Source organism: Nonomuraea sp. NPDC050786 (genome assembly GCF_040654115.1).
Classification (GTDB): Bacteria; Actinomycetota; Actinomycetes; order Streptosporangiales; family Streptosporangiaceae; genus Nonomuraea.
This window is the reverse complement of the sequence record NZ_JBFAHJ010000041.1, coordinates 80,780-95,669: the sequence shown is the minus strand read 5'-3', so window position 1 is coordinate 95,669 and position 14,890 is coordinate 80,780. Positions and strand designations below refer to the sequence as shown.

Here is a 14,890-nt window from a genome sequence, read left to right as displayed (position 1 = left end):
CTGTCCACCACGGCCAGATCGGCGCCCCGCAACTCCACCCTGCCGAGAGCGGCCAGCTCGGCCAGCTCGGCGGCGGTGAGGCTGATGTTCAGCACATTGTTGGGGATCAACTGCTTGCCGTCGCTCTCCCGATGAGCGAGCAGGATGAGCTCTTCCGGGAACGTGAGCTGTTCTGTGGACATATCGCGAGTGTCTCTCCGGCCCGGCTTTTCCGCGTAGACATTGATGTCATCAGGGTGTTGTGACATCTGTCATGTGGCCTCTGCCGCGTGTCGAGGCGAGCGTAGCGCATCGCCGGCCGCCGCTGGAAAACACCGGTCGTACGACGCCGAAAATCCGGCTTCACCTGCGGTTCCGGCGGGAGGACGCGTCGAGGAAGCCCGGAGGAAGTGGCGATTGTTAGCTTTTCTTCCATCAGAGCCACGGTCGCTGAAGACGGGGAAACGATGACGGCGCTGAAAGACGGGGAGAAATACACAGCCAAAGGCTGGATGGCACCCATAGATCTGGATCGGGTGCCCGACGTCGAGGTGTTTCTCGACCGGCTCGGCTACGGCCGGTTCGATCGGGAGACGCTGGTGGCGCCCATCGGCCGCAACGAGGTGTGGGCGGGCAGGACGGACAGCGGCAGGAAGGTCTTCGTCAAACGTCTCATCGGAGGCGACGACGCCGCACCGCGACTGCGACGCATCCTCGCCTTCGAGCGGTTCAAGGCGAACCGGCCGCTCCTCGCGGACCAGGTCCGGACGCCCGGCTTCCTGGGCGCCGACGAGGACGCCGGGCTCGTGGCCTTCGACTTCATGGACGAAGCCGGCAACGGCGCCGAGTCCATGATCGCGGAGTCGTTCGGCGACGAGCTCGCCGGGCAGATCGGCGAGGCGATAGGCCACCTGCACAATGCGGTGCCGGAGGCCGGTGAGGGGCTGGACGACGGCCCCTTCCCGCTGCCGGACCTGGACCTCCTGCGCGGGCTGCCGCTCGAGCTCTGGCACAACCTGAGCTACGGCGAGCTGGAGAGCTGGAGCATCCTGCACGGCGACCCCGAGCTCATGCGCGGCATCGTCGCGCTGTGCGAGAGGGAGAGCCAGGCGCCCAAGGTGCCGGTCCACGGCGACTTCCGGGTCGACCAGATCCTGCTGCCGGATGACGGCGGGTTCCAGATCACCGACTGGGAGGACTTCCGGCTCGGGGATCCCGCCCGGGACGTCGGCGCCTTCGCCGGCGAATGGCTCTTCCGCTCCATTCTGGACATCGTCAGCGCGCGCGGCGACGAGGTCGTCTTCGAGGCGGCCGAGTTCACGCACGAGATGGTCCTCCAGCGTGGCGCGGAGAAGATCGAGCGGCTCAGGCCGCGCATCCACAGCTTCTGGCAGGGCTATCGGGCCGTCAGGACGGGACTCGACGCCGAGTTCGCCGTGCGGGCCACGGCGTTCGCCGGCTGGCACATGATCGACCGCCTGCTGGCCTCGGGGGCGCGCTCGGCCAAGCTCTCCGGCATCCAGCGCGCCGCCGCCGGCATCGGCCGCACCGCGCTGCTCGCGCCCGCCCGATTCACGATCGCCCTTGGTTTGGAGGACGAATGAGCGTCGCTGACCTGGCGGTGCCGGGTGAGATCGTCCCGGTGCTGGACGCGGTGACCGTCGACATCGACGAGCTCCGCGCGGACGTGGCCGGAGTCACGGTCGAGGCCGACAGCGCCGGCGAGCTGACGGTGAAACTCTCGCAGGCACTCTACGAGGTCTTCCACACCGGACGGCGGTCGGAAGAAGGCCAGGCGCTGCCGTTCCACATCCGGGACAGGGCGTTCGAGAAGGCCCTCGCGGAGCACGTCCCGCACGCGACGACGGTGTCGGAGGGCGTGATCGCCGAGGCGGTCGCCGCCGACGCGGGGGAGGACACGCAGGTCCTCGTCGTGTGCGGGGGGACGCGGGTCTGGATGCCGCGCGGCAGGATCCTGAACGGCGGGCCGCTCCTGCCGGGCCGGCGGGTGGACGTCACGCTGTCACCCCTGCGGCCGGCGCTCTCACCGGGCTTCTTCTTCGTGCACGGCTCGGCGCCGAGCGACATGCGGGGCGACCTCCTGCGCGTGTACATCCATCTGGCGGACCCGGAGCAGGCCCCGGCCGTCTGGTACGTGGTCCTGTCCTACCTGGAGGAGCGGAAGGCGGAGTACCGCGCCAAGGTGCTCTCCTCCCCGCTGCTCTACCCGCGGCGCGACGGGCTCGTGGTCTACCTCGGCGCCCGCTCCCGCGGCCTCGCCCCCGATCTCGCCACCCTCGTCGAGGACCTGCCGGGCGTGGGGACGGAGACGTCCGCGTTCGCGAACGCCCTGGGCCCCGGAGTGGCGACCGCGTGGGAGCCCGACGACCGCAGGCCGGTCATGAAAGGGATGAGCTTCGGCCAGCACCGCGCAGGTGTGCTCGGGCAGGCGCTCGTGGAGGCCGCCGCCGGCAAGGCGCCGGTCTCCGCGGCGGTCGCCGCCCGGCTCGCCGAAGCCAACATCGACCCGTGCGACCTCGCACGGAACCAGACGTCGCCCCAGGCGATGACGGAGGGCCGCTGAACGGCCCTGCGATATCGGATACGCAGCAGGAGAGGAGGTGTACAGCATGACGAAGAGCACCGCCATCATGGAGCTGGTCGCGGGATACGACTCGTACGCACAGCCGAGCGAGTTGCAGGTCTCCGCGGTTTCCGACGCCCCCGAGCTGTGGTTCACGATCTGGGCCATCAGCTACGGCGTGCGCATCAGCTCGGCCAAGTGCGCGATCTGGGCCTCGGCCGCTTCCGGCGCCGTTTCCGGCTGGATCCTGAACCGCTAGGACCGCGCCGATCTTTTTCCTCGCGATGAAATGAAGGGAGGGTAGAAATGCACGACGTCGTGCGGCCGTCGAAGACGGCGGCGATCATGGAGCTCACGGCGGGCTATGACGCATATGCCGATGCCGCGGAGTTCAGCTTGCCGGCCGAGTCCGAGGCCCCCGCCGCCACGCCCTTGACGATTCTCGTACTCGGCGGCCTTGCCACGAGTTACGCGGTCAGCGGGATCGCGCGGAAGGCGTGGGACCGAACCTTCATCTTCGGGTGCTGAAAAACCGGATGAACGGGTGGGCAGGCGATATATGCAGGGCGCCTGCCCACACCCGTCCGGCCCTTTTCCGACGTATCGAGGAAAACTCATGCTGGATTCGAACGCCGACGACCTGGCCGCGATGGCGGACCTGCTCGGGCCGTTCGCCATCCGGGTGGCGGCCACGCTCCGGCTGGCCGACCACATGGCCGCGGGGGTGACGACAGGGGCGGGCCTCGCCAAGCAGGTGGGCGCGCATCCCGCGACGCTGAAGAAGCTGCTGCGTTACCTCGTCTCCCGCGGAGTCTTCCGGTGGAGCCAGGAGCGCGGCTACGAGGTGACCGACCTCGGCGCCCCTCTCCTGGAGGACGCGCCGGGCAGCGTGCGACGGCGGCTGAGCATGGACGGGCTGCTGGGCCTGGCCGAGCTGGGCCTGGTGGGATTGCTGCACACCGTCCGCACGGGGGAGGCGGGGTACAAGGCGGCCTTCGGCCGGGATTTCTGGCACGACGTGAGCGACGTCCCCGACGACGCCAACGTGCTGGCGGAGGAGGTCGCGAAGGAGCTGTCCGGGGACGGCCACCTGATCGTGCACAGCTACGACTGGTCGCGTGTGCGCCGCGTGATGGACGTCGGTGGCGGCAACGGGACGGTGCTCATCGAGCTCGCCCGCGCCCACCCGCACCTGCACGGCGCCCTGCTCGACCTGCCCGGGATGGCGAAGGCCGCGGCGCAGCGCATCGAGCAGTGCGGTCTGGGCGACCGGTGCGAGACGGTCGAGGGCAGCTTCCTCGATCCGATCCCCCCGGGATTCGACGTCTACCTTCTGTCGGCGATCCTGTGCGACTGGCCGGACGACGACGCCATCAAGATCCTGCGCCGCTGCGGGGAGGCAGCGGGGGCAGCGGGCCGCGTACTCGTGGCCGACATGAACCTCATCTATGACGACGACGACGCGGACGCCGCCCGGATGAACCTTCTCCTGACCGGCACCGTGCCGGTGCCCGTGCGCACGCTCAAGCAGCTCAAGCGGCTCGGGGCGGCGGCGGGCCTCGAGCTCTCGTGGGAGGGCCCGACGACGAGAAGGCGGACGCTCCTGGAGTTCCGCGCTCATTGACAGGCACTCTCTTGGACAGGTGAGAAGTGGAAGAGCGACCGGCCACGCAGATCGTGGCAGAGCCACCGCCCCTGCACGTCGCGGAAGAGCAACCGCCCCCACAGGAAGGGCCCCCTGCGGACAAGCTCGCGCTCTCGCGCGAGATGACGGCCGGCAAGGCGAACCAGGTGGCCGCGATCGTGGCGCTCGCCCTGCTGTCGACCGTCACCACGCTCGCCCTGCCGCTGATCGGCGGGGCCTTCGTCGCCGAGCTCGAGAAGGGCGGCGGCGCGGTGACCTCCACCGCGCTCTGGATGGTCGCCGCGGGCCTGGCCGCCGCCGCCACCGGGACCATGTCCGGTTACCTGCTGTCCAAGCTCGGCATCCAGCTCGTCACCAAGCTCCGCGTGCGCACCATGAAGCACGCGCTGGGACTGCCGCTGAAGATCGCCAGGCGCGAGGGCACGGGCGACCTGGCCGCCCGGCTAACCTCGGACTCCTCCCAGGTGAGAGGTCTGACGGAGGTCGGGCCCCTGCAGCTGCCCATGGCCGCGCTGCAGGTGATCGCGACGCTCGTCATCATGGGCTTCCTGGACTGGGTCCTGCTGCTGATGACGGTCGGATCGTTCCTCATCGCGATCGTCGGGGTCACCTTCGTGATCAAGGCGATCCGCGCGAAGTTCGAGGCGCTGCAGACGGGCGTCGGCAAGCTGTCCGACGACTTCGTCGCGACCCTGGAGGCGCTCACCGTCGTCAAGGCCCACCGGGCGGAGCGCAGGCTCCTGCGGAGCTTCTCCGAGCGGGCGGAGCACCTGAGCGCGCTCGAGATCGCCGCCGCGCGGCTCGAGGCCATGGTCGTGCCGGTGATGACGCTGGCCCAGCAGGTCGCCCTGGTCATCGTGATCATGGGTGGCGGCGTCCGCTACGTCGCCGGTGAGATCACCCTGCCGAGCCTCGTCTCGTTCCTGCTCCTGCTGCTGCAGCTGGCCGCGCCGCTGATCATGGCCATCCAGGCGACCGGCGCCATCCAGGCGGGTCTCGTGGCCAAGCAGCGGTTCGAATCGGTCTTCTCGCTCCCGTACGAGCAGGTGGACGACCGCGCGGAGGGCGGCGAGCCGGTGGCCGTGGAGCCCGGGGCCCCCGCCGTCGTGCTGAATCGCGTCGGCTTCGCCTACGAGCCGGGCCAGCCGGTGCTCGAGGACGTCGGCTTCACGGTGCCGCCGAGCGGCCTGACCGCGATGGTCGGCAGGTCGGGGGCCGGCAAGACCACCGTGCTCGGCCTGATCGAACGCTTCATGGAGCTCGACTCCGGGAAGATCTCCGTCTTCGGGCGCGAGCTGTCCGACTGGCCGCTGTCCGAGCTGCGCGGCCGGATCGCGTACGTCGACCAGTCCTTCACGCTGCTGCGCGACACGGTACGCAACAACCTCCTGCTCGGGCTCGACCGGACCGTGCCGGACGAGGTGCTGCTCGACGCGCTGGAGCAGGTCGGCCTGCGCGAGGAGATCTCCGCCCTGCCGCAGGGGCTGGACACGCCCATCGGCGGCGAGAGCGACCTGTCCGGCGGGCAGCGGCAGCGGCTGGCCCTCGCCGGAGCGCTGCTCAGCGACGCCCGGCTGGTGCTGCTCGACGAGCCGTCGTCCCAGCTCGACAGCCTCAACGAGAGCCGGCTCAGGGACGTCGTCGACCGCCTCGCCGAGGACCGGGCCGTCCTGGTCGTCGCGCACCGGCTGTCCACCGTGCAGCACGCTCGCCACGTCATCCTCCTGGACCGGGGCAAGGTGCTGGCGCAGGGGACGCACGAGCGGCTGATGAGCGAGAGCGAGCCGTACGCCGAGCTCGTGCACGGCCAGATGCTGCGCCCCGTGGATTCCGTACGGACTGCCTGAACAGGAGTGACGATGCCCAGCCTGTCTGTCTTGTTGCCGATGATGCCCACGCGGCACGAGCAGGTTCTCTCTTTCGCCGCCCTCGTGCAGTGGACGGGCGCGCTCCGCCTGTGGCAGGGCCAGGCCCTGTCGCTCGACCCGCACCACAGCTTCGTCTTCGCGGCGGGCGCCGGCTTCCGGGTCCCGATGGGCGTGGGCGTCTCGCTCATGCCGCTCCGGCACCCGCATGACGCGGCCGTGCAGGCCCGTTCCGTGGCGGTGGCCTCCGGCCACCCGTTCGTGGCCGGGGTCGGCCCCGGTGGCATCGACTTCCAGCGCAACATCGCCGGCGGCGCGTACGGCAGCCAGCTCAAGGCGGTCAGGGAGTATGTCACCGCGATGCGCGGCCTCCTGGACGGCGAGGGGGTGGACCTGGACGGAGAGCACTTCACCGCCCACGACATACTGCCGCCCCTGCCGACCCCGCCGGTGGAGATCGGCGTCGGCGTGCTGAGACCGGGGATGGCCCGCCTGGCCGGTGAGATCGCCGATGTGGCGATCACCTGGCTCACGCCCGCCTCCTATCTGCGTGAGGTGATCGTCCCCGCGATGGAGGAGGGCGCGAAGAACGCGGGGCGTCCCGTGCCCCGGCTGGTGGCGATGGTGCCGATGTACGTGGCCCAGCCCGACCGCGACCCGACCCGCATCGTCCTGCAGTCCAACGCCGGCCACCTCATGCTGCCGCACTACGTCGACATGCTGGGCAGGTCCGGCATCGAGATCGACCCGCAGCAGCCGGTCGAGACGGTGAAGCGGCTGATCGCGGGCGGGGCGTTCCTGAGCGGGAGCCCGGAGGAGCTCGGGGAGCAGATAGGCGAGTTCCACGCCGCGGGCGTGGACGAAGTGGTGATCAACCTGACCGGGGTGGCCGGCTCCTACGGGCCGCAGACGGCGCTGGCGGAGGCCGAGACGATCCTGGGACAGGCCACGCCATGAGTACGCCGTCCACCTCACCTCGTCCGGGCGCCGGCTTCTCCCGCCTGCTGCTCGTCGTCACGGGCTCCCTGGCGGCGCGCAACCTGCCGTTCGCGCTGACCCTGCTGCGCGAGTCCCGTCCGGGCCTGAGCATCCGGGTGGTCGTGACGCGGAGCGCGGAGAAGTTCGTCACGCGGGCGGCCCTGGCTCCCGAGGCGGACGAGGTCATGGCGGACGAGTGGCCGGACGACGACGCGCGGGCCCGCCACGTCGAGTGGGCCGAGTGGGCGGAGGCGGTCGTCGTCTACCCGATGACCCTCCACTTCATGGGCCGGCTGGCCCTCGGCCTGGCCGACACCCCGGCGCTGCTGGCCGCCCAGTGCACGCGCGCGCTCGTCGCCCTGGCGCCGGCCCTGCCGCCGGGAGGGGTGGAGAGCGCCGCGTACCAGTCGCACTGGAGCGCCCTCAGCGCCCGCCCCAACGTGGTGCTCGTCCCCCCGCGTCCCGGGATCAGCACCACGACCGGGCGGCCGGACTCGTGGCTGTCGACGCTGGCGCAGGCGATCGAGGCGGTGGACGCGCGATGGGAGCAGCACCTCCGCCGGGACGCCCCCACGGCTGAGGGCACCGGCCACCTCGTGATGGAGGTGACGCCCGACGCCGCCGGAGGGCACGTCTGGCGGCGCAGGCCGGGACGGCTCGCACGGAGTGGGTTCACGCCCGTCGACGCCGCGCTGAACGGCAAGCTCGCCGGGATGCTGGACGTGCGGCCGGCCTCGGGGGAGGCGGACGTGCGGCCGGCCTCGGGGGAGGCTGACGTGCGGCTGGCCCCCGGGGAGGAGGACGGCGGGTCCCGCGTCTACCGCGTCGCCGGTGCCGAGTCCGCGGCGCGGATCCTGCTGCGCGAGGGCCCGGGGGAGCAGCTCGAAGGGCTGATGCGCGGCCTCGGCCGGGCGCTGCGCGAGCTGCACGCCGTCGCCCCCGGCGACGTCTCCGGCCCGCCCCGCGCGCTGCGCAGGCTCGAGGAGTGGCTGGCCGGCCGCTCGCCCAGCGCGACGGCGGCCGCGGCCGGGGCCGCGCTGGCCGACCGGCTCGGGGCGAAATCCTGGGACAGGCTCCGCGGCTGGTGCGCCGAACAGGACGCGGACCCCGACGTCGTGCTCTCCCACGGCGCGCCCGGCCTGGGCTCGCTCGTGGTGGACGCCGACAGGGGCACCGGCGAGCTGCTGACCGGTGAGGACCTGTGCGTCGCGCCCTGGTACCACGACCTCGCCTGGGTCGCCGGGGAGCTCGTGGAGATGCGCTGGCTGAACGACGGGAACCCGCAGGACTGGCAGCGCCTGCTGGACGCGCTCTTCGAGGGGTACGGCCGGGACCTGGGCGCGGAGACGAACCGGCTCGTGGCCATGAGAATCGCGCTACATCTGCACGATATATCCGCTTACGTCGGGCTTGACGCCTCTCTGTTGACCACGTACGCGGGATTCCTTGATTTTCTTGTCAATATCGATGGAGGATCGCCGCATGCCCGGAATTCATAGGCGGACGCTGGCGAACGGGCTGAAACTGCTGGTGGCGCCGGTTGCGGGCGCCTCGCGAGTCGCCGTCGCGGTCCACTACCGCGTGGGTTTCCGCGTCGAGCCTCCAGGCATGGAGGGCTTCGCCCACCTGTTCGAGCACCTGATGTTCCTCGGCAGCCAGAGCCTGCCGGACGGCGCGTTCTTCAACCACGTCAGTGACACCGCGGGCGTGGCGAGCGGGCGCACGCACCAGGACTACACGGAGTTCTACCAGGTGGTGCCACGCCTGGCGCTCGACCAGGCGCTGTTCAGCGAGGCCGACCGGATGCGCGCCCCGAGCTTCACGCAGAAGGCGCTGGACGAGCAGCTGGCCGGTGTCGCCGCCGAGATCCGCGAGATGATCGTCGAACGGCCCTACGGCGGCACGCCGTGGCCGCACATGGCCGGCCTGCTCTACACCTCGTTCGCCAACGCGCACGACGGCTACGGGGACCCCGAGCAGCTGAAGAAGGCGACCCTGGAGGACTGCGCCGAGTTCTTCGCCCGCTACTACACGCCCGGCAACGCGGTGCTCACGGTGGCCGGCGACGTCGATCCCGACGACGTGGCGGCGCGCGTGGAGCGCCACTTCGGCGACATCCCCGCGCGGGCGGCCGCCCCGCAGCCCGACCTGTCCGAGCCCGGGTTCTTCATGGACCAGACCGCCTCGTTCACCGAGCCGGGGGTCCCCGCCACCGCGATCACGATCGGGCAGTGGCTCCCCGATCCGGCCTCCGACCTGCGGGGCTACCTCGCCCACACCGTCCTGGCCCGCATGATGGCCCGGCAGATCACCCCGGACGGGATGCCCGCGGTCAGCACGAGCTGCGGGTTCTTCGGCCCGCTCGACGCCCGCGCCCCCGACGCGCTGCTCCTGACCGCCCTCGTGCCGCCGGCCACCCCGGCCGCGCAGATGGTCGAAGCCGTACGCGCGCAATGGGGCATGTGGGCCAAGAGCGATATCTCCGGCGAGGTGTCCGCGGCCGTCAACGAGCTGGTGTCCGAGCACCACCGCGACCACGACGACCTGGAGACGCGATGCCGCGCGCTCGGCCGCCTCGAGACCCTCTTCGACCGGGCGGAGCTGCTCGACGAGCTGCCGGGGCTGCTCGGTGAGGTGACCACGGCGCAGGTCGCCCAGGCGGCGACGCGCCTGCACGGCGCGGCGTGCGCGGTCATGACGATCGAGCCTGGCCGCAGGCGGACCCGTCCCAAGCCCCAGCACAGCGAGCGGGCCGAACGCGAGCCCGCCGCCACCGTCAGGATCCCGGAGCCGGTGACCGGGCCGAGGACCGTGCCGCCCCGGGAGGACCAGGCCCGTCCGGTGCTGGGCGAGCACGCGGAGGCCACGTTCGGCAGCGGCCTGCGGGCCGTCGCCATCCGCGCGGGCAGCGCGCCCGTGGTGGAGCTCCGCCTCCGCGTGCCCGCCGGTCCCGCGGGCTGGCGGCGCCCGGACCACCTCGAGCTCCTGGCGCACGTGCTCGGCCGGCGCGCCCGCGTGGGGCTGCACGCCCGCGGCGCGGGCGGCGAGCTCTCCGTCAGGACGGACGGGCAGTGGCTCGACTTCGCCGGGTACGCGGGGACGGACGGGCTGGACGCGTGGCTCGCCGTACTTTCGGAAATCCTCACGCCGGGCCCCGCGGCCGAGCCCCTGGCGCTCGGCCGGTCCCTGCTCCGCGGCCGCACGCCGGCGCGGATCGCCGACGACGCGTTGCGCGCGCACCTGCTCGGGCCCGCGCCGTCGGAGCCGGCGGCGCTCGCGGACGTCCACCGGACCGTGATCGTGCCCGACGGCGGATCGCTCGTCGCCGTGGGGAACGCCGACCCCGGATGGCTGCTCTCCCGCCTGGAGAGCGCTCTGGACGGGTGGCAGGGGCGGGCGCAGCAGACGCCGGCCATTGCCGCCGAGGGCGGGGTCCTGCTCGTCCCCAGGGAGGACCTGTCGAACATCCTGGTGACCTTCAGCGCGCCGGAGCCCGCCGGCGGCCCCGACGAGGTGGCACGCTATCTCGCCACCGGAGTGCTCGGCCGCTATCACCGCAACCGTTCGATCCGTGACGCCCCCGGCACCACCGGCCTGGGGGCCAGCGGCTATGAGGCGTTCCTCGGCCGGGACGTCCTCATCGGCTTCCCGCGGGCCTACATCCAGCTGATGCGGCCGAAGGAGCAGGTGCCGGACGTGTTCACCGAGGTCCTGGACCGGCTGCCCGAGCTCACGGCCCAGGCCCCGGACCCCGTCGAGCTCGACCGGGCCAGGGAGTACTGCGTCATGGAGATGCTCTGGGGGCTGGACTCGCCCTCGAAGATCGCCGATCTCGTACGCATCGGGTTCTCGTTCGGCCAGGGGGCCGGCCTGCTCACCCGGCTGTACGACCGGCTCGGGCAGATCACCGCCGACGAGGTCGTGGAGGCGGCGGTCAGCACGTACGGGCGGATGCCCCTGCCGAGCGTGGTCGTCGGCGACATCGAGGCGGACCGGCTGGCGGACGAGATCGAGCGAGAGGTCATGGAGATGGAGGGATTGTGACCGTGGCGCAGAAGGCCGGAGCGGTACGCCTGAGGCCGCCTCAGAACACCGTGCACCGACGGGCGATCACGATGTGGACCACCCGGTCCGCCGTGTCGTACGGGCTGGTGGCACTGGTGTTCCTGGGCCTGTCGGCGTTCGTCGAAGGAGCGGGCACCGTCTTCGCGGTCCTCGCGTTCCTGACGGCTCTGGCCGGCGCCTGCTACGCGATCGTGGTGCCGCGGTGGCGCTACCGGGTGCACCGCTGGGAGGTCACCGGCGACGCCGTCTACACGAGCTCCGGCTGGCTGTGGCACCAGTACCGCGTGGCGCCGATGTCGCGCATCCAGACGGTGGACACCCTGCGCGGCCCCTTCTACCAGCTCTTCAAGCTGTCGGCGGTGACCGTGACCACCGCGTCGGCGATGGGCCCGCTGACCATCGACGGCTTGGACGAGGAGTTCGCCAGGGACCTGGTGGACCGGCTCAACCGGGTGACCCAGGCGACACCCGGAGATGCGACGTGACCGTGGAGGACATGGTGGTCAGGTCCGTCGGGTGGCGCCGGCTCGACCCCCGCATGTGCCTGGTCAACCTGCGCTGGATCCTGCCGCCGCTGGGCATCCTCGCCCTGACCGCGCTGCACTCGGGCAGCGTGAACTGGGAAGATCACAAACTGCAGATCGTCTCCGCGCTGCTCTTCGTCTACCTCACCTGCAGCGAGATGGTCCGCTGGCGGACCACGCGCTACCGGGTAACCGATGAGCAGGTCGAGGTCCACTCCGGCCTGTTCTGGCGCCGGCACGTCGCGATACCCCGCGACCGCCTCCGCACCGTGGACGTCACGTCGGGGCCGGTCCACCGGGTCCTCGGCCTGTCGATCGTCACCATGGGCACCGGCCAGGCGCTCAGGACGGACCGGCGGCACCAGCTCAAGATCGACGCCGTCTCCGTCGCCGAGGCGGGGGTGCTCCGCGAGGAGCTGCTGCCCCGGTCGCAGCCCGCGAAGCCGGCACCCGCGGACGTGCCGCGGGCGCGGGCGGCGGAGCAGATCGCCCGTCTCGATCCCCGGTGGGTGCGGTACGCGCCGCTGAGCCCGCTCGTGTTCGTGATCGGCCTCGCCCCGCTGAGCCAGGCGTACAACCTGGCCGAGAGGCTGGGCATCCCCGTGGACATCGGCGGGGCGGTGGTCGGAGCCGTCGAGTTCCTGGTCTCGATACCCGGCTGGCTGTTCGCCGTGTTCGTCGTCATGGTGCTGGTCGCCGGGGCGGTCGGCACGGTGCTGCTGTTCGCCGAGTCGTGGTGGAGGTTCCGGCTCGAGCGCGACCCGGGAAGCGGCACGCTCCGCGTGAACCGGGGGCTCATCACGACGCGCTCCTTCACGCTGGAGGAGCGGCGGCTGCGCGGCGCCGAGCTGCTCGAGCCGTTCATGCTGCGCTGGGGCAAGGGGGCCCGGCTCAAGGCGATCGCGAGCGGGCTGCGCCAGACCCTGGACGGCCCCCGGGGCGGTTCTGGGGCGCTGCTGCCACCCGCGCCCCGCCGGCTGGCGCACGAGACGGCGGCGTCGGTGCTGCGGGAGGCGGAGAGCCCGCTGCTGCCCGCGCGACTGCGTGCCCATCCGCGGGCCGCGCTGCGCCGCAGGCTGTTCCGCGCGGGCGCGGCGAGCGCGGCCGCCGTCGCCGCCGCGGCGCTGCTCGCCGCGGTGGCGGGGTGGTCCGTCGGCTGGTCGGCGGCGGTCGTGGCCGTGGTGGCGGTGCCCGTCTCCGTCGTGCTCGCGGTGGACGCGTACCGGTCGCTCGGGCACACGCTCCACGGGGCCTACCTGGTGACCCGGGCGGGCGCGCTGCGGCGCCGCACCGTGGCGCTGCAGCGCGCCGGCATCATCGGCTGGACCGTCACCCGCTCGCCGCTCCAGCGAAGGTCGGGACTGGCCACCGTCGCGGCGACGACGGCGGCGGGGACGACGGGCACCTACGTCGTACGGGACGTCGGCTACGGCGACGGCCTGATGATGGCCGACGAGGCGGTGCCCGGATTGCTGGCGCAATTCATCGAGAAAACAGCGGAATAGCGCATCACGGGGGGCAGGATGACCATTCAGCTCATGGGGATCACATAAATGACCGTACTGCAGGCAGTAGGGCTGACCAAAAGGTACGGGCCGGTGCTGGCGGTGAGCAACGTCAGTTTCTCGGTCCGCGCCGGCGCCATAACCGGCTTCCTGGGGCCCAACGGCGCCGGGAAATCGACCACCTTGCGGATGTTTCTCGGCCTCGACCGGCCCACCAGCGGGCAGGCGCTCATCGACGGGAAACCGATCGGCGAGTGGCCCCTTCCCGCCCGCAAGATCGGGGCGGCGCTCGACACGCAGTGCGCCCACCCCAGCCGCCGGGCGATCGACACCCTGCGCTGGGCCGCCACGTTGATCGGGGTCGATCCCAAGCAGGGCGAGGTGATGCTCGACCGGGTCGGGCTGGGCGAGGTGGCCGCGCAGCGGGTCGGCAGGTTCTCGCTGGGAATGAGGCAGCGCCTGGCGCTGGCGATCGCGCTGATCGGCAACCCGGAGATCGTCGTGCTGGACGAGCCGATGAACGGGCTGGATCCCGACGGCATCGCCTGGATGAAGGACCTCCTGCGGCAGTTCCGCGACCAGGGCCGCACCGTCTTCGTCTCCAGCCATCTCCTGGCGGAGATGGAGGATCTCGTCGACGATCTCGTGGTCATCGCGCAGAGCAGGATCGTGGGCAGCGGGTCGGCGCCGGCGTTCATGCAGCGCTTCCAGGTCAAGAAGGTCAGCGTGCAGTGCGAGAACCCGAAGGTGCTGGCCCCCGCGCTGGTGCGGGCCGGCGGCCGGGTACAGGCGAGCGGCGCCAACGGGATCAAGGTCACCGGGCTGGGCGCGGGACAGGTCGGGACGATCGCCCGGGACACCATGGTGGCGCTCTACGAGCTGAGGGAGGAGCGCAGCCTGCACCACGCCTTCGCGCAGGCTACGCGGGACAGATCGAGCATCAAGGGTGAGGTGGGCTAGGTGGGTTTCGCCAACGTCTGCGCCGCGGAACTGCTCAAGTTCCGTACGCTCCTGAGCAACCGGATCACGCTGCTGTGCGCCCTTGCCGGCGTGGCGGCCGTGGGGCTGCTGATGGGCTCCAACATCGGACCCAACGGGCACCTCGTCCAGGGCGCGCCCGGCTCTCAGGCCGTCGCCTCGCCGATGCAGTTCGTGATGTACTCGATGATGATCCTCGGGGTGCTCTCCGCGACGAACGAGGCCAGGAACGGCACCTTCCGGATCACCCTCTCCATCGCTCCCTGGCGGAGGCGGGTCCTCACCGGCAAGATCGTGACGCTCGCCGCGATCGCTCTCGCCGTCACGATCGTCGGCCTGCTGGTCGCGTACGGCGCCTCGCTGATCACCGCGAGCGGCACCGAGTACGCGCCGATGTCCGACGGCGGGGCCGCCACCATCCTGGCGTTCCTGGGGAGCGTGCCGCTGGTCACCGCGCTCGGGGTCGCGGTCGGGGTGCTGGTGCGCAGCACCGCCGGCGCCCTGTCCATCCTGCTGGTGTGGGCGTTCGCCGGCGAAGGGATCCTGGCGATAGTCCTCCCGGACAACATCGACCCCTATCTGCCGTTCATGATGGTCGGCGCGGGGCCGGGCATCCTGCCGGAGGGGCCGGGTCCGGTGCTGGGGCTGGGCATCTTCGCCCTGTACGTGGCGATCGTGGTCGCCGTGACCTTCGTCGTCTCCGAGCGACGGGACATCTCCTAGTCCGGCAGGCCCGGAAGAGTGGCCGAAAAAGGGGGCCGAAAAAG

At 71.5% G+C, this 14,890-nt stretch carries 14 protein-coding genes; 13 read left to right on the top strand and 1 reads right to left on the bottom strand.

Features of this window, described 5'->3' with window-relative positions; all coding sequences use genetic code 11:
• Nucleotides 1-182, bottom strand: a 182-nt coding sequence (locus AB0H84_RS47260) for a GPP34 family phosphoprotein (protein ID WP_357619882.1), incomplete at its 3' end; no start/stop codon positions are given.
• Between the two features lie 309 nt (nucleotides 183-491).
• Between AB0H84_RS47260 and lxmK the strand changes: the two genes are divergently transcribed.
• The 13 genes from lxmK to AB0H84_RS47195 all read left to right on the top strand — a co-directional run bounded on the left by lxmK (nucleotide 492) and on the right by AB0H84_RS47195 (nucleotide 14,846).
• Nucleotides 492-1,583: a class V lanthionine synthetase subunit LxmK gene (gene lxmK / locus AB0H84_RS47255; RefSeq protein ID WP_357619880.1), complete on the top strand. Its 1,092-nt coding sequence runs from the start codon at nucleotides 492-494 to the stop codon at nucleotides 1,581-1,583.
• Nucleotides 1,580-2,563, top strand: a complete 984-nt coding sequence (locus AB0H84_RS47250; RefSeq protein WP_357619878.1) for a T3SS effector HopA1 family protein — start codon at nucleotides 1,580-1,582, stop codon at nucleotides 2,561-2,563. Before lxmK ends, AB0H84_RS47250 begins: the two co-directional genes overlap by 4 nt.
• Before the next feature lie 46 nt (nucleotides 2,564-2,609).
• Complete coding sequence (locus AB0H84_RS47245) at nucleotides 2,610-2,822, top strand: LxmA leader domain family RiPP (RefSeq protein ID WP_357619876.1); 213 nt, start codon at nucleotides 2,610-2,612, stop codon at nucleotides 2,820-2,822.
• A gap of 47 nt (nucleotides 2,823-2,869) precedes the next feature.
• Entirely contained in the window at nucleotides 2,870-3,091 is a 222-nt protein-coding gene (locus AB0H84_RS47240) for an LxmA leader domain family RiPP (RefSeq protein WP_357619874.1), read from the top strand.
• An 88-nt stretch (nucleotides 3,092-3,179) separates the two neighbouring features.
• Entirely contained in the window at nucleotides 3,180-4,187 is a 1,008-nt protein-coding gene (locus AB0H84_RS47235; protein WP_357619872.1) for a methyltransferase, read from the top strand.
• Between the two features lie 26 nt (nucleotides 4,188-4,213).
• Nucleotides 4,214-6,055, top strand: a complete 1,842-nt coding sequence (locus AB0H84_RS47230; protein ID WP_357619870.1) for an ABC transporter ATP-binding protein — start codon at nucleotides 4,214-4,216, stop codon at nucleotides 6,053-6,055.
• 12 nt (nucleotides 6,056-6,067) lie between these two features.
• Nucleotides 6,068-7,030, top strand: a complete 963-nt coding sequence (locus tag AB0H84_RS47225; RefSeq protein WP_357619868.1) for an LLM class flavin-dependent oxidoreductase — start codon at nucleotides 6,068-6,070, stop codon at nucleotides 7,028-7,030.
• Nucleotides 7,027-8,550 (top strand): flavoprotein, encoded by a 1,524-nt coding sequence (locus tag AB0H84_RS47220; protein ID WP_357619866.1) that lies wholly within the window; start codon nucleotides 7,027-7,029, stop codon nucleotides 8,548-8,550. The genes AB0H84_RS47225 and AB0H84_RS47220 overlap by 4 nt, the downstream gene beginning before the upstream one ends.
• Nucleotides 8,534-11,095, top strand: coding sequence for an insulinase family protein (locus tag AB0H84_RS47215; protein ID WP_357619864.1), 2,562 nt, complete (start codon nucleotides 8,534-8,536; stop codon nucleotides 11,093-11,095). The genes AB0H84_RS47220 and AB0H84_RS47215 overlap by 17 nt, the downstream gene beginning before the upstream one ends.
• A complete protein-coding gene (locus AB0H84_RS47210; RefSeq protein WP_357619862.1) occupies nucleotides 11,092-11,601 on the top strand; it encodes a PH domain-containing protein in 510 nt (169 codons plus the stop codon). Before AB0H84_RS47215 ends, AB0H84_RS47210 begins: the two co-directional genes overlap by 4 nt.
• Nucleotides 11,598-13,145, top strand: coding sequence for a PH domain-containing protein (locus AB0H84_RS47205; protein ID WP_357619860.1), 1,548 nt, complete (start codon nucleotides 11,598-11,600; stop codon nucleotides 13,143-13,145). The genes AB0H84_RS47210 and AB0H84_RS47205 overlap by 4 nt, the downstream gene beginning before the upstream one ends.
• A 48-nt stretch (nucleotides 13,146-13,193) precedes the next feature.
• Complete coding sequence (locus AB0H84_RS47200; RefSeq protein WP_357619858.1) at nucleotides 13,194-14,105, top strand: ATP-binding cassette domain-containing protein; 912 nt, start codon at nucleotides 13,194-13,196, stop codon at nucleotides 14,103-14,105.
• On the top strand, nucleotides 14,106-14,846 hold the full coding sequence (locus AB0H84_RS47195) for a hypothetical protein (protein ID WP_357619856.1): 741 nt from the start codon (nucleotides 14,106-14,108) through the stop codon (nucleotides 14,844-14,846). It abuts the gene before it with no gap.
• Nucleotides 14,847-14,890 lie beyond the last annotated feature (44 nt).

Bases quoted from the DNA above. Each gene is read 5' to 3' on its own strand.
- lxmK (WP_357619880.1), top strand. From the start codon at position 492: ATGGCACCCATAGATCTGGATCGGGTGCCCGACGTCGAGGTGTTTCTC.
- AB0H84_RS47250 (WP_357619878.1), top strand. From the start codon at position 1,580: ATGAGCGTCGCTGACCTGGCGGTGCCGGGTGAGATCGTCCCGGTGCTG.
- AB0H84_RS47245 (WP_357619876.1), top strand. From the start codon at position 2,610: ATGACGAAGAGCACCGCCATCATGGAGCTGGTCGCGGGATACGACTCG.
- AB0H84_RS47240 (WP_357619874.1), top strand. From the start codon at position 2,870: ATGCACGACGTCGTGCGGCCGTCGAAGACGGCGGCGATCATGGAGCTC.
- AB0H84_RS47235 (WP_357619872.1), top strand. From the start codon at position 3,180: ATGCTGGATTCGAACGCCGACGACCTGGCCGCGATGGCGGACCTGCTC.
- AB0H84_RS47225 (WP_357619868.1), top strand. From the start codon at position 6,068: ATGCCCAGCCTGTCTGTCTTGTTGCCGATGATGCCCACGCGGCACGAG.
- AB0H84_RS47220 (WP_357619866.1), top strand. From the start codon at position 7,027: ATGAGTACGCCGTCCACCTCACCTCGTCCGGGCGCCGGCTTCTCCCGC.
- AB0H84_RS47215 (WP_357619864.1), top strand. From the start codon at position 8,534: ATGCCCGGAATTCATAGGCGGACGCTGGCGAACGGGCTGAAACTGCTG.
- AB0H84_RS47200 (WP_357619858.1), top strand. From the start codon at position 13,194: ATGACCGTACTGCAGGCAGTAGGGCTGACCAAAAGGTACGGGCCGGTG.